Source organism: Streptomyces neyagawaensis (assembly GCF_023516595.1).
In the GTDB taxonomy this organism is placed as follows: domain Bacteria; phylum Actinomycetota; class Actinomycetes; order Streptomycetales; family Streptomycetaceae; genus Streptomyces; species Streptomyces neyagawaensis.
In genome coordinates this window covers 50,458-64,378 of sequence record NZ_JAMGBG010000025.1, presented here as the reverse complement: position 1 = coordinate 64,378, position 13,921 = coordinate 50,458, and the positions used below count along the sequence as shown (strand labels likewise).

Here is a 13,921-nt window from a genome sequence, read left to right as displayed (position 1 = left end):
GTCACGGCCGGGATGACTGCGCTAGCCCGATGCCACCTCCGGGATACCAGTGACCGACCGGCCTCTCCTGGAAATAGGAGAAGCGCCTCCCGGTGGCCTCCGCCCATGACGGCAGAGCGTCGGTGGCGTGCGCGTTGTCACTGAGGACGATCGCCTTCTCACTCAGTAGCGGCGCCGCGGCCTCGTACTCGGCCAACTCGTGTTCGCGGGTGTGCAGGCTGTCATGCAGGAAGAAGTCGACCGGATCGGACAGATCCGCGATGGCCCGCAGAGAGTCACCGACGATCCGCGTCGTGACGGCGGCGTAGTCGTGCTGGATGAGGTAACCGGCCTGCCGGTTCACGTCCATCGTCGTGAGCCGGCCAAAGCCGTTGCGCAGCAGCGCGGCGGCGAGTACGACCGACCCGAGCCCCTTGTCCGTGCCGGTCTCCACGACATGAGCGGGCCGCAGCGCACGGACGAGGGCGTACCAGCCGAGCCGTTTGTGGAGTCGTACCTCGCCGTCTGCCAGGTGCCGTCGACTGCTCGCCAGGGTCGCCACCCGAACATGCTCCCGCAGTCGCGCGTCGTTGGCGGCCTCGGCGATGTACTCGCGGATGCCGTCCACAGGGACTGAGGCCGCATCGGCGACCCACCAGGCGAGATGCTCAAGGTTCAGTGATGTCAGATCGAAGGTGTAATTCGTGTGCTCCCGTGACCGGACCAGCCAGCGCACCGACTGGGTCAGGACCCGGGCGTCGTAACGCACAACGTCGGCGGCTCGCATTGGAAATGCCGCGACGCGAGCAATCGGGGAGTTCGGGATGCTCTCTGAGAAAAGAGTCATGAAGGCACCTTAACCAACGCCTGTCCGATGGGATTTCTCTGAACTGTCGGCCTTTCGGAGGCATTAGACGCATAGGCACGGCCGAGGCTGGTTCCCACGATGACGGCAACGGGCACCGCGACGAAAATGTACACGAGCGAGTTGGAAGTGAACGCGTTCAGGCTCAACCCGATCAGACAGAGCAGTGCTGCCTGATGGATGGCGCGGTCGGCGGCTGTCGCCGCGGTCCGCCAGCGACGCACGGCTCCCCGCATGAGAAGAAGAACGGCCGACACCCAGAGCCCCATGCCGATGACGCCTACGTCATTCCACAGCCGCAGGTAGTCGTTGTGCGGGTGGGTCAGAAGAGGAATGTGATCGGTGATCAGCTGCTGAGCGTCGCCGACGCCGTGCCCCAGCCAAGGAGATTCCTTGATGGAACTCCAAGTGATCTCCCACATCTTGGACCGGCCGGTGGTGCCGATCACGAAACCTCCGACTGCTTCGTTGTCGTTCTCCATAAACCGATTCCGCAGTGGCTGGAACTCGGTGATGAGCCAAACAGCGGCGTATGACATCACTCCCGCGAGCGCAACCACCCTGATCAACTCCCGGCGGCCGCGGCCGACGGCGGCCAGCGCGAGGAACATCAGGGCGCACACCGCCGTCGCGGTCCGGGACAGGCTGAGCAGGCAGGCCGTAAGCAGCAGCGCGGGTACCACGAAGCCTGCGCGTGACCGCTTGGCGATCGGGACGGCAGCGGCCATGCCGATCCAGACGACCTCGCCGTAGACGCGGGCAGGATAGAACCCGTGGGCACCCGGCCCGCGGAAGGCCACGGTCGTCAGATAGCCGAGAGCGCCGACGACCGCAGCCGCCCGGACCCACCGCAAGAGCAGCAGGGGGGAGCCGGCCGAGGTCCATGTGGCGGCCAGGGCTGTCAGGGCGACGAACGACAGGTACACCAAGGCGTTCTGCACGCCGGCACTGGTCTGCTCCTGTACGGCGGACGCTGCGGCGAGAGCCGCGAATCCCCACAGAGGCAGGGGCAGCCGCGCCCGGAGGGGATTCACCGGCTCGAGTCGGCCGGCCCTGGACGGCGCACGGTAAAGGGCGCACGGAAGAGCGAACATCGCGGCAAAGTAGATTGCGAGCGTGACCGGCGCGTTCAGATCCGCCACAGCGAGATTGCCGCCCACGAGCACCCAGAACGATGCCATGCCGATCAATAGCAGCCGTGGGCGCCGCTGTTGCATTCGCGGAGAAGAGCTCGCGTCCAACATGAGCGAGACCCTATAGAAGGGATCAGTCCGGATGATTCAGGCTGCAGCAGCAGGCGTGTTGCCCGGCACACTCAAACGGCCTGTCCTAACGTCCATTTCATGCCCCTCGTGAAAAATTCCGTCAAATCGATTGTCGCGCCGGTCAACCGCCTTATGGCGCATACCAGATTCATCCGTACTGTTGCTTCCGCCACTCGATCGGATCTTCTGAAGATCGAAATCGGAAGCCATACGACGCGTCGTCCCGGGTGGATCTGTACCGACGTGAGCTGGCGGACCCGGCACTATCTCGACGCCACCCGGAGATGGCCGGTCCCGACCGCCTCGACGAGTCACGTTTACGCAGACAATATGATCGAACACATCAGGCTGGGCCCCTGCCGTCGAATGTTTCGCGAGGCCCATCGTGTACTCGTTCCCGGCGGGCTTATCAGGCTGGCCACCCCGGACGTCGAGCATGTGGCCCGCATCTACTTGGCGCGCGACGAGGGCACCGCACGGGAGATGGAGAAGTGGCGCCAGAAGGGCTACGAGATCCATCATGGCGTTGATCTACTGCGAACCACATTTCAGGATTGCGGACACCACGCTGGGTATCTGTGGGACTTCGGTGTACTGAGGGCGGAACTCGAGGCTGCCGGATTCAAGAGCGTTCGCCGCTGCGCCCCCGGGGCGAGTGACGATCCGGTGTTGAGAGACCTGGAAGCACGCCGGGACTTCGCCCTGATCATCGAAGCGGAAGCGTCGGGTTGAGATGAGGCCGGGACGCCGGGGGTGTGCTTCGCTAAACCCGGCGCCCGTGCGGCGCACCCGCCGCAGCTCCTCATCCCGGCGGTCTGCCCATCCGGCCTGGCGCAGGGATGCTGAGCAGGCCTTCGCAGAAGCGCGCGGCCATCGCGTCGATGGAGTAGGTCTCGGCGGACTCCCCACAGCCGGCCTGTAGCGCGTGGAGTTGGACCGGATTCTCCAGCAGCGCTCGGACGGCGTTCGCGTACGACGCAGGGTCGTCCGCAGTGACGACGGCGTTCTCGCCGTTTTGCAGGTACTCGAACTCGGGGGCGTGCCACGGCCAGGCCGTCGTCACGATCGGTGTCCGCAGCGCGAACGAGTCCACGGCGCAGAGGCCGACTCTTCCGGGCATGAGCATGATGTCCGAGACCGCGCCAAGGAGTGCGGCCTGCCGTCCCGTCGTGTGTCCCAGGAGCACAACCGCGCTGCCGGGTGAGGAGGCCACAGTGTCCACCAGGGGCCTGTCCGCGCCGTCGCCCGCGACCAGCAGACGGAAGTCCGGGAGAGTCTCCGTCACGCGTCGCACACAGTCCAGGAGGAAAGGAATCCGTTTAGGGGTGTCAAGTCCGCCCAGGAACAGAGCTGTGCGGCCGTGCCTCAGGCGGTGACGCTCGCGCAGTGCTGCCGCTTCCGCGTGTTCGGGGGTGCCAGGAGTTTCCGCGAGTTCCCGGGTGCGGGTCAGGGACAGGGTGTCCACGCTGTTGTGCAGCACGGTGATTCTCTCGCGGGGGTATCCGCGGTCGGCGAGGTGGGCGGCTCCGCCTTCCGTGTAGGCGAAGAACCATGAGGCCTCTCGCGTGACCACATCCTTGGCTGCTGTCTCCAGGCGGCTCACCGGTTTGGTGTAGGTGCGGCCGTGCCCCCACAGCGCCACTCGGGGAGAAGTGCCGGTCAGCCGTGCCCAACGCTGCTTCAGGAGCAGTGGATAGGTCCCCAGGTTGCGCAGGGCCTGTTCCACCACGACGACGTCCGCAGCGGCGACCCGGCTTGAGGTCCGCTGCCACACCAGTGACCGCCCTCCTGGAAGGTCGAACTGATGAGCGGGAAGCTGAACCGCCCCGGAGAACCGAGATGCATCCTGCCGTGCTACGTGACTGGGTGGCGGAGGGCCGTGCAACACGTCCAGAGCGCACCCCGCCGCCAGGAGGCGCTCACCGAGGCGCTCGAAGAGCCCCGCACGATAGCCGGGAATGTACGGCTGGACGACCGCGACCCTCCGGAGCCGACCGGATTTCACCATGCCCCCGATTTCTTGGCGGTGGCCCGCCAGTCGGCGTGAGCCGTGTGGGACGTGCCGTGCCGTGTTGTGTGTTTCTTCATGGGCGGTCCGTAAAATGTTGAGTGGTCGTGCCTGCCGGAGTTGCTGGACCAGTGGCCCCGCGCTCGGCGAGAACCGCGGCGTACACCTTCCCCATCCGTTCCGCCCAGACGTGTTGCGTGTAGTGACGCCGGAACGTGCTCCGGCAGTGGTCGCGTAGAGAGGGAAAGTGACGGGCCGCCCGGCTGAGCGCGGCGTCGAGCGGCTCGTCCCAGTCCAGCACCGTCCCGGTGCCCTGTTCCCGCACCGAGTCCGCGACGGCCGAACCGCCGAAGGCGAGAACGGGAAGCCCGGCGGCGAGTGCCTCGGGGTAGATGAGAGGGGCGCCCTCCAGCCAGCGGCTGGGGAAGACCAGACCTCGCCAGGAGGGCAGACGCTGCCGGAGCTCGGCATGGTTCAGTGCCCCCAGGAACCGGACTGACCCTGGTGCAGCCCGGCGGCAGTCGTCCAGCAGCGGGCCGTCACCGACCACATCCAGCCGCTCGGCCGCCGGCCAGCGAGCCAGCAACTCCTTGATACCCTTCTCCGGGCTGAGACGGCCGGCGAAGACCCAGGCCGGGCTCGCCGTGGTGCTGTGCGGGCTGGTCCGGCCCGGGTCGGTGGTGAAGTTCGGTACCAGGGCCAGTCGCCGAGCCTCGATGCCGGCGCGGAGGTACATCCGACGGCTCGTCTCGGACAGCACCACCACACGGTCCGCACGACGAAGCAGTGGGTTCGCGGCGGCGCCATGACGTCCAGCCCAGGCCAGTGGCGCGGTGGCCACGAGGGAACCGCGGTAACAGCCGTTCCGAAGCCCCGCCCAGCGGTCGCCGTCGGGGCAGCAGGTGCACATCGTTCCGTGCCGGTACAGGGTGGCGGCGGCACACAGCGGTCGGTAGTTGTGCACCGTCGCCACGATCGGGCCGTGCCACCGCCGAAGCCAGGAGTTCCCGAAATTGGGGAAGAGATTGTGCACATGGACCACATCGGGACGCAGTCTTCGTAGATCGTCCCAGGGGGACCTGCCACGCCCGGTGCTCACGGTGACAGCAGCCCGCAGTGCGTAGAACCGGGACCGGCTGAGGTCGTCGGTGCGCGCTGCTACGAGATGCGTTTCGTGACCTGCCCGGGTGAGTGCTGCCAGCTGGTCGATCACTGCCTGGTTCTCACCGCTCGGCGTGGTCGAGGTGTAGAAGCTGTGCACCAGGGCGACCCGCAACGGCGAGGCGGCGTCGGCGCAAGCGCCCGTGACGGACGGACCGGCGGCCATCAGGCGGAGGTCAGAGTGTAGTTGCGCGCCTCCGCGCGACGGACCACGTATCCGGCATGTTCCAGCCGGCGCAGCCGTCGGCGCAGGGCCCAGGGGCTTTGTGGCGTGTCGAATTCGATGCACAGAACGCGCGGCAGTGTGCCCTCGGCCAGCATCCGGTCGAGCACTGGGTCCTCGGCTCCTTCGATGTCCATCTTCAGCAGGTCGACCCGCTGGTGCCCCAGCTTTCTCATAAGAGTGCTCAGTGTGTGGCACTGGGCCTCGAAGCCCCGTCCGCGGCCGCGGACTTCGGTTGCGGAGTGAGACACGTGGGCGGGATTGGCAGGAGGGTGAAAGTGCAGCATTGCGTCCTCTTCCCACAACCCGAAGGGCAGGAAGTTCCAGTGCGGCTCGCTGATCCCACTGGCGAACGCGATTGAACGGGGAATGGGATCCATGGCCCGGAGCTCACATCCGAAGCGATGGACGAGAGCCAGATCGAACGTGGCGTCCTCGCCGACGCCCGCCGCGTAGACGACGGAGTCCTCGGTGATCAGATCGGTGGGGACCCACCATCCGCCATAGGTACTGCCGAACCGTTCCAGATCGTCTCCCGGGTGCATCCGGGTCACCCACGGAACGACGGTTTCCATGGCCTTCAGCTTGATCCGCCGGGTCAGGTGCACCATTGTCATGCGCTTCGGCGCTCCCTGGCTACGAGGCTGAAGGTCGATGGCGGGCAGACCCGTTCTCCCACGGCCTGCATGAATCCTGACTGGGTGGACCAGTAGCGCTGGACCTCCAGCTTCGCGAAGGCCGGTGCGAGGAGGCCCTGCAGGGCCTCCTCGTCGACGCCGTTTCGAACGACGTGATATTCGACCATGTCGGCCTCGTTCATGTCGTCGTAGACGCCACGAATCCGGCGCAGACGAGTGGCGATGCCACGGCGCAGATGGCCCTGGCCGAGTCGCCAGAGGAAGTACGCACCGCGATCCAGACCCAGGGACAGCGGGGACCGGCGGGGGTACCACAGGGGATCCTGAGCGCTGAAGAACGCACCGCCGGGAACGGTGTTCTCGACCAGTTGTTTCACGGTGGTTAGATAGTCCGGGATGTGGTGCAGCACGGAGATGCACACCACGGCGTCGAATGGCCCGGCCGTGCAGGCGGCGGTGCCGTCCTTGTCGTGGATCACGGTGACGTTCGGGTTGTGCTGGAAGCGGTGCCGAAGGAGGTGCGCGCTCGGCTCGCTCATCTCCGTCACCGTGATCTGGGCACCCGCGGCCAAGAGATGATCGGTGAAGGTGCCGTGTCCCGCGCCGAGTTCGACAACGCGGCACTGCCCGTTCCGGTCGATGACCTCGTGGACCAGGGCGTGCAGATCTCCGATCAGCCGGTCCCGGACCGTGTGATGGCGAATGTGTGGGGAGCCCTTAGCGTAGTCGTGTCCGACGCCGTGCTCGCGCTCCTGCAATTCCCCCATCGAGGGTTTCCCCGCAGCGATCGTCATGGCCGTACCTTATGAATCCTGCCGGGGGTTTCCTGGATTTCGCCGACGAGTTGGCCCGAATTCAGGCCATCGGCCGCGGGGCGCACCGCACCGTCGGCGGTGCGCAGGGGGCGGCTCGCTTGGCGTACCACGCCGCGTAAGAAACGCGCGTTGCCGAACAGGTACCGCCGCCACAGCCGGCGTGGCTCGCATCCCAGGCGGAAGAGCCATTCCATTCCGTTGCGCTGCATCCAGGGCGGTGCCTGCCGCTTGGCACCGGCGATGAAGTCGAAGGCGGCGCCCACGGCCACGGCCACCACGGGAAGTGCGGCACACAGGTCGGCGGCCCAGCGGTCCTGCTTGGGGGTGCCGAGTCCCACCCAGACGATGTCCGCTGCGACGGAACGAATGTCCTCCACCTGCTGGCGCAGTTCCTGGGGGGACAACGGCCTGAAGGGTGGGGAACTGGTGCCGACGATCCGTGTCCCCGGACAACGCTGTCGCAGTTCCCGGTGCAGCGCGTCCAGCACCTGGGGCGTGGAGCCCAGCAGGTAGTGGTTCAGTTCGGTGTGCTGGGTCAGGGCGAAGACGTCCAGCAGGAGGTCGGGGCCGTAGACGCGGGTGCTCGGCAGGGTGGCACCACGGTGGAGCAGTTGGTTGGCCCATACGACCGGCTGTCCGTCGGGGAGGTTGAGAGAGGCCGAGCGCAGGATGCCGTGCAGCTCGGGGTCCCGGTCCGCGAGGGCGAGCGTGTACGCGTTGGACAGATGGACATCGCTGCCAAGAGGGACACCGAGGGCGTCCGGTCCGCCGGTGTCCCCATGGCGTGCCGCGTGAATCCGACGGGCGAGGCGCACGACGTGACGGGCCGCGCTCTCGCGGGTGTGCGCGGTGATGGGCACCCCCAGGCACTCGACCACGGGAGCGGGCGACGTCGGTCCTGTCGTTCGTGAGCTTGGTGGGGCGGTCATGAGGAAGCGGCTTCGGTGCTCAGCGGGAGTGCGGCGGGTCGGTTGTCGCGCTCGGCGAACTCGGAGAAGGGCAGACGGCGTCGGAAGTCGGTGATGGTGTCGCACAGGCCGCGCTCCACCGGGGTCGTGGGCTCCCATCCCAGGAGGTCGCGGGCCAAGGTGATGTCCGGGCGCCGCTTTTCCGGATCGTCCTCGGGACGGGGGACCAGTGTGACCTCGGAGCTGGACCGGGTGAGTTTGCTGATCCACTGGGCCAGTTCGAGCATGGAGAGCTCGTGTGGATTGCCCAGGTTGACCGGCCCTCCGTGGCTGCTGGCGAGCATCCGCATCAACCCGTCGACCACATCATCGACATAACACAGGGATCGGGTCTGACTCCCGTCGCCGGTGACGGTGATCGGCTCTCCGCGCAGCGCCTGGCGAATGAAGGTGGGGATGGCCCGGCCGTCGTCCAGGCGCATCCGCGGGCCGAAGGTGTTGAAGATGCGCACGATCTTGGCGTCGACGCCGCGGCTCCTGCGGTACGCCATGGTCAGTGCCTCGCCGAAGCGTTTCGCTTCGTCGTACACCGACCGCGGACCGACCGGGTTGACATGGCCCCAGTAGTCCTCTGGCTGAGGGTGGATCAGGGGGTCGCCGTACGACTCGGAGGTGGAGGTCAGCAGGAACCGAGCATGCTTCGCGGCGGCAAGGTCCAGGGCGTGCCAGGTTCCGGCCGAGCCCACCCGGAGTGTCTCCAGGGGCAGTCTCAGGTAGTCCGCGGGCGAGGCGGGCGAGGCCAGGTGGAGGACAGCGTCCACCGGCCCCGGCACCTCCAGCCCCTGAGTGACGTCCCAGCGGCAGAACCGGAAGTGTCGCTCGCCCATGAGATGTTCGATGTTGTCGGCGCTGGATGTCATGAAGTTGTCCACGCAGACCACGTCGTGGCCCGCGTGGAGCAGTCGCTCACACAGGTGGGAGCCGACGAACCCGGCGCCACCCGTCACTACCGCTCGCATGGAGTTCCTCTCGGTAGGCCCTGCCCGAGCTGGTGGACGGGGCAACCCGCAGTGTCATTGCCGAAAATTGGGCATATGCCGTGTTTCTATTTATTGGCCAGGCGCGAGCTAAATGTGACGACAAGTGCGTGGAAACACCTCGCGGTGGAGCACCTTTCACTCGTCTGTCGCACCAGGAGAAGGGGCGCGGAATGTCGGCACCCGCTGCGGAGACGGCTCGCCGCCGGTCAAACGTGTACCGCCTGCGGCGACGGGCGGGGCGGGCGGCCAAACGGACCATCGACATGGTGGGGGCCGTAGCGCTGCTCGTGTTGGCGGCGCCGGTGCTCCTCGCGGCCGTCGTCGCCGTGAGGGCAGACACTCCGGGGCCCGCACTGTTCCGTCAGCGGCGCACGGGTTGGTGCGGCAAGGAGTTCAAGCTCCTCAAGCTGCGCACCATGCAGGTCGGCTCCGAGGGATTGCGGGTGGCGCTGGCCGACCGAAACGAAGCCGACGGGCGGCTGTTCAAGATTCGCGAGGACCCCCGTGTCACCCCTGTGGGGCGTTGGCTGCGTCGCTACTCCCTGGACGAGCTGCCGCAACTGCTCAACGTGCTGATGGGGCACATGTCGTTGGTCGGCCCTCGGCCGTTGCCGGTCGAGGACTCGGACTTCACCGGGGAGGCGCGGCGTCGCCTGCTGGTCCGGCCGGGGCTCACCGGCTTGTGGCAGATCAGCGGCCGGTCCGACCTCGCATGGGAGGACGCCCTGCGCCTGGACCTGGAATACGTCGACACCTGGTCGATCCGGAAGGACCTGGTCATCCTTGCGAGGACGCTGCCCGTCGTACTGCGCGGCGAGGGTGCGTACTGACGCCGTCGGCGCCGAGCCGCCCCCGCGGCCGGTGTGGCCGCGTGGATCTTGGGAGTGCGCCATTGGGGGGAACTTGAGGCGTCGCGCGCTAATTCAGGTGTGTATGTAGGGATAGAGAAGGATGTTTGTATTTGTTGGCGGCGCCGCCATCCGGACATCAGATCAGCTGGGAGATTGGTGCATGATGATCAAGTCCTCGCCGTGGCGGGCTGCTCTGGCTGCCACAGCCGCCACTTTCGTTGCCGTCGTACCGCTGGCGACCGCGCAGGCCGCGTATGCCGACGCGCCCACGAGTGTCTACCAGCCCTACCCGCCCGAGTTGAGCACTGCCACGGTGCCCGCGGGTGGGGTGATCTACTTCGTCGCAGAGGGGTTCGAGCCCCGCGAGGTGGTCACCGCAGCGCTCGTCCCGCAGTTCTCGACCGCCCTCAGCGGATCGTCCCGCAGCGGGGACGGTGAAGGCGGCGGGGACAAGTGCAAGGGGCGGGACGCGACCTACCGGGCCAACGCGATGGGCACGGTGTCCGGGTGCTTCCAGGTGCCCAAGAAGACTCCTCCCGGGCCCTACCTGTTCACGCTCACCGGCGAGGAGTCGGGAAGCGTCTCCGCGCCCCTGACGGTGACCGCGAAGAACGGAGCCGGGAACGAGTACGGGAACGGGCACGGCCCTTGGGAGGGTAGCGCGGACGGGGCGAGCCCCGCCTTGGAGGGCGACGCCGAAGGTTGGCCCGGCACCGTCAAGGTCGCCGGCCACGGAAAGACCCTCGCCCTGAGAACCGGTGCCGCCGGGGAGCAGCCCGGCTCCGTCGGGACGACGAGTCAGCAGGCTCTGGTCGGCTACGACGCGACCAGTCACGTGAGTGGCGGCACGGTGCCGGCGGGTACCGGGTCGGGTACGAACTGGGCGCTGGTGGGTGGGGCTGCCGGGCTGGCAGCCATCGCCGTCAAGGCGGTCACGGTCGTACGGCGCCGTCACACTCGCACCGAACAGGGCTGAGCCGGCCTGCAGCATGCGAATGCCGCACCTCCGGAAGTCCACCGAACCGTACAACGCCGACAGCCTGGTCCGATGGGTCCGTCACCGTCGTGCCAGGCTGCTCGTGGCCGTCCTCACGGGCCTGCCTCTGGCCGGCGCCGGGTGGATCGCTGTCACCGGCCTGCTCGCTCATGACGAGCTGCTGGCCTCTCAACGGGCCTTGAACTCGCTGCGGCAACAGATCGCAGCAGGTCCCCTTGCGGACGGGTCCACGGCAAGTGCCGTACCGGTGAAGCAGAAGACCGACGCCGCCGTACGCGCGGCAGCCGCACACGCTGCGCGAGCACACGGTCTCACCACCGGTCCGGCCTGGTACTCGGCCGCGCACGTGCCTGTACTCGGTGGTCCCGTTCGCACCGTGCGCGGGGCCGCGGAGGCTGCTGAGCGGTTGACCCGCGAGGTGATCTCCCCGCTGGCGGACATCGCCACCCGACTCACCGCCGACACGGCAAAAGACGGTGGTCACCTGAGCCTCCCCGCGCTCCGCCGCGCTGCTCCGGCTCTCGACCAGGCCTCGCGCAGCGCCTCCGATGTGCGTCGCGAGGTCGACGAGTTGCCCAGCGATACCTGGCTGCCCGCCGTCGACCGCGCCCGAGCCCAGCTTGCCCGGAAACTCGACCGGATCGTCCCTGCCACGGGCGACGCCGCCGCGGCGACGCGTGTGCTGCCGTCCATGCTGGGAGAGCGGAGCCCACGGCGGTATGTGGTGGTGTTCGAGAACACGGCCGAGGCGCGTGGCACCGGCGGGCTGCCCGGAGCGTTCGCGGTCCTCCGCGCGGACCGGGGCCGCCTGGCGTTCGAATACTTCGGCAACGACACCGAGATGGCGGACGCCGTCGCGGCAGTCGACCTGGGCGACGAGTACGCCGCGTCGCACGGGCACAACGCCCCCACTAGTACCTGGGTCAACTCCAACCTCAGCCCGCACTTCCCGTACGCCGCCCGCATCTGGACGGCCGCATGGGAGGATCACACAGGTCAGAAGGCGGACGGAGCCTTCGCCCTCGATCCCAGTGCTCTGGCAGGGCTGCTCACCGCATCCGGCCCCGCCCGTCTGCCCGACGGCACCGCGGTCACCGCTGCCAATGTCGTGGATCTCACCGAGCGCAGCAGCTACGCGGCCTACCCGGACACTCGGGAGCGCAAGGCTTTCTTCCTCAACGTGGCTCGCGCCGTCGCGGCGAGGCTGCTGGGGGTCGCGAACGATCCGCCGCGACAGCCCGCGTTGTTCGCCGCCCTCAACGGGCAGCTGAGGTCGGGACGGGTCAAGATGTGGAGCGCCCACCCCTCTGAGCAGCGTGAAATCCGGCGACGCCCGTTCGGCGGTACCCTGCCCGACACCGCCGACCCGTTCGCCGGACTGGTCGTCAACAACGCGGCCGGCACCAAGCTGGACTACTACCTGGACCGGCGTCTGGAGTGGGCTCCTGGCCGGTGTGTCGCGGCCGGTCGTGAGGTCACCGTGACCGTGGACCTCACCAACAGAGCACCGGCCTCGGGACTCCCCCTGTATGTCACCCAGCGAGTGGATGCCCCTTCCTACCGGACACGGCCCGGCGACAACCGTCTGCTGGTTTCGTACTACGCGAGTAAGGGGGCGAGGCTGGCCAAGGCGGCTCTGGACGGCCGACCGGTCATGGTGAACCAAGCTGCCGAGCACAGTCACCCTGTCTACACCCTTGACCTGGAGCTGCCCGCAGGTTCCACCCGCTCCCTGGAGTTGCGCCTGCTGGAGAGGCCCTCAAGCCGTCCCCCGTCGCTACTGCGTCAGCCGATGGTGCGGCCCTTGCGGGCCACGGTGCGGCCCTACCCGGAGTGTGGTGACTGACCGCTCGGCTTGTTCCTCGCTCTTGGCACCCAGTCGCCTTGCCACCCCGGGGATCCCTCAGGCTCGGGATTCGAGCGTGAGGTGCTCACCGTCATGGGGAAGGCCCAGTACAGCTGCGGCGATCCGCTCCACCGGCTCGGCGATGCGTGCCGCGGTCTCCCGGGCCACCCGCATGGGGGCACCGTAGGGATCAGCCACGTCATCGTCGTCCGCACCGTTGCCGTCAGTTCCACGCCGGGCCGCGGCGCCCCTGACCAGCGCCGAGGCTCGCTCGACAGGGTCCGTCGCACCCGCGGCGTCCTCCGGCCTCAGCAACCGGCCGAACTCACGCAAGGTGAAAGCCCGCTGCAAGGCCCACAGCGGCGACAGTCGCACGGCCGCCTCGCGGTGCTCCGTGGCAGCTCCCAGCACCAGGTCGGCGTCCTCCACCAGTGCTGCGGTCAGCCGGCGGGCGAGCGCGCCGCGGGGATCCCCGCCCAACTCGACGAGGAGGGTTGCCGCCGCCGGGTCCATGGGCGTTCCAGCCACGGCCGCGGTGCCGGCGCTGCTCACCCGGAAACTCTCCGATGTTCCTGGAGACGCGGCGAGCCGGGCCGTCAGCAGGCGCTCGGCCAGTGGGGAGCGGTGCAGGTTGCCCGTGCAGACGACGAGCACGCGAAAGTGCACGCCCCCGCGTCCCGGCATCGGCGAGGCAGGGGAAAGGCTCATGGGGGAAGTATCCCGCCACGCATGGTCGTCCGGGGCGCGCCTCACCGGGTGACCCGACGCAGGAACACGGATGCTGCCGCGGGCGTCCCAGTCGCCCGCGCGCCCGCAAGCAACGTAGGGAGAGCCGCACTTCGCCGAGTCGGCCGCCCTGGCCGCGCACAGTGGGAAGATCCGGCGGCGTAGGGCAGACCGACGACGACGCGGTCCTGCCCATCGCCCATACCGGCCCGCCTCCCGATGACGTGGCGACATGCAGCGCGCTGACCATGGAGAACGTCATTCCGACCAGATCTGCACGCTGGGGGCGGTCGCGAGGCCGGCGAGGGTGTGCGACTTGCGCATGCCCAGGACGTCGGTGAACGTCGTCGTGACCAGGTAGTAGTTGCCGTCGTAGGACTCCAGCCAGGGATCGGCGCCCTCCATCGACTTGAGCGGGTTCGTGCAGGGGCGGCCGTCAGCCGCCGACGCCGGGCCCTGTACGCAGACCGGCGCAGTGAGCGGGGCCGCGGCTCCGGCCAGCCACGACCTGAGATGGCGAAGGGTCACTGTGCTTCCCTTCCGGGCGGAGGAAGGGGACGCCGGTGCTCTCGTGGCGGCGCCGGCGTCCCCTGTCGGTG

General features: G+C 68.1%; 13 protein-coding genes and 1 pseudogene. 4 read left to right on the top strand and 10 right to left on the bottom strand.

The window, feature by feature from the left end; translation table 11 throughout:
* Position 1: 1 nt before the first annotated feature.
* Positions 2-748: a class I SAM-dependent methyltransferase gene (locus M8J73_RS12950; RefSeq protein ID WP_206188089.1), complete on the bottom strand. Its 747-nt coding sequence runs from the start codon at positions 746-748 to the stop codon at positions 2-4.
* Positions 749-822: 74 nt separating this feature from the next.
* Positions 823-2,088 (bottom strand): O-antigen ligase family protein, encoded by a 1,266-nt coding sequence (locus tag M8J73_RS12945; RefSeq protein ID WP_249828622.1) that lies wholly within the window; start codon positions 2,086-2,088, stop codon positions 823-825.
* 99 nt (positions 2,089-2,187) lie between these two features.
* Here M8J73_RS12945 and M8J73_RS12940 point away from each other — a divergent pair, with 99 nt between their 5' ends.
* On the top strand, positions 2,188-2,841 hold the full coding sequence (locus M8J73_RS12940) for a class I SAM-dependent methyltransferase (RefSeq protein ID WP_157873089.1): 654 nt from the start codon (positions 2,188-2,190) through the stop codon (positions 2,839-2,841).
* A gap of 70 nt (positions 2,842-2,911) precedes the next feature.
* Here M8J73_RS12940 and M8J73_RS12935 read toward each other — a convergent pair whose 3' ends face one another.
* The 6 genes from M8J73_RS12935 to M8J73_RS12910 form a co-directional block, all read right to left on the bottom strand.
* The gene (locus tag M8J73_RS12935) at positions 2,912-3,883 is read right to left on the bottom strand and encodes a glycosyltransferase family 4 protein (protein ID WP_240501127.1); all 972 of its coding nucleotides are present in this window, start codon (positions 3,881-3,883) and stop codon (positions 2,912-2,914) included.
* Between the two features lie 310 nt (positions 3,884-4,193).
* Positions 4,194-5,444 carry a glycosyltransferase family 4 protein gene (locus M8J73_RS12930; protein WP_055537908.1) on the bottom strand — a complete coding sequence of 417 codons (1,251 nt, stop codon included), beginning with the start codon at positions 5,442-5,444 and terminating at the stop codon, positions 4,194-4,196.
* On the bottom strand, positions 5,444-6,118 hold the full coding sequence (locus M8J73_RS12925) for an FkbM family methyltransferase (protein WP_079054741.1): 675 nt from the start codon (positions 6,116-6,118) through the stop codon (positions 5,444-5,446). The genes M8J73_RS12930 and M8J73_RS12925 overlap by 1 nt, the downstream gene beginning before the upstream one ends.
* Positions 6,115-6,933 carry a class I SAM-dependent methyltransferase gene (locus M8J73_RS12920; protein WP_240501128.1) on the bottom strand — a complete coding sequence of 273 codons (819 nt, stop codon included), beginning with the start codon at positions 6,931-6,933 and terminating at the stop codon, positions 6,115-6,117. The genes M8J73_RS12925 and M8J73_RS12920 overlap by 4 nt, the downstream gene beginning before the upstream one ends.
* Complete coding sequence (locus M8J73_RS12915) at positions 6,930-7,814, bottom strand: WecB/TagA/CpsF family glycosyltransferase (protein ID WP_249828621.1); 885 nt, start codon at positions 7,812-7,814, stop codon at positions 6,930-6,932. The genes M8J73_RS12920 and M8J73_RS12915 overlap by 4 nt, the downstream gene beginning before the upstream one ends.
* Before the next feature lie 65 nt (positions 7,815-7,879).
* Complete coding sequence (locus M8J73_RS12910; protein ID WP_055537912.1) at positions 7,880-8,881, bottom strand: UDP-glucuronic acid decarboxylase family protein; 1,002 nt, start codon at positions 8,879-8,881, stop codon at positions 7,880-7,882.
* Between the two features lie 191 nt (positions 8,882-9,072).
* Here M8J73_RS12910 and M8J73_RS12905 point away from each other — a divergent pair, with 191 nt between their 5' ends.
* From M8J73_RS12905 to M8J73_RS12895, 3 genes are all read left to right on the top strand, one after another.
* Positions 9,073-9,732: a sugar transferase gene (locus M8J73_RS12905; protein ID WP_055537913.1), complete on the top strand. Its 660-nt coding sequence runs from the start codon at positions 9,073-9,075 to the stop codon at positions 9,730-9,732.
* A gap of 181 nt (positions 9,733-9,913) precedes the next feature.
* A complete protein-coding gene (locus tag M8J73_RS12900; protein ID WP_055537914.1) occupies positions 9,914-10,729 on the top strand; it encodes a hypothetical protein in 816 nt (271 codons plus the stop codon).
* A 397-nt stretch (positions 10,730-11,126) separates the two neighbouring features.
* Positions 11,127-12,596, top strand: a complete 1,470-nt coding sequence (locus M8J73_RS12895; RefSeq protein ID WP_249828620.1) for a DUF4012 domain-containing protein — start codon at positions 11,127-11,129, stop codon at positions 12,594-12,596.
* A 57-nt stretch (positions 12,597-12,653) separates the two neighbouring features.
* On the opposite strand, the gene M8J73_RS12890 is transcribed toward M8J73_RS12895, so the two are convergent.
* Together M8J73_RS12890 and M8J73_RS12885 are read right to left on the bottom strand one after the other, a co-directional pair.
* Positions 12,654-13,304 (bottom strand): arsenate reductase/protein-tyrosine-phosphatase family protein, encoded by a 651-nt coding sequence (locus M8J73_RS12890; RefSeq protein WP_240501131.1) that lies wholly within the window; start codon positions 13,302-13,304, stop codon positions 12,654-12,656.
* 279 nt (positions 13,305-13,583) lie between these two features.
* Positions 13,584-13,823: pseudogene (locus M8J73_RS12885) on the bottom strand (family 43 glycosylhydrolase); the annotation flags it as partial.
* Positions 13,824-13,921: the final 98 nt, after the last annotated feature.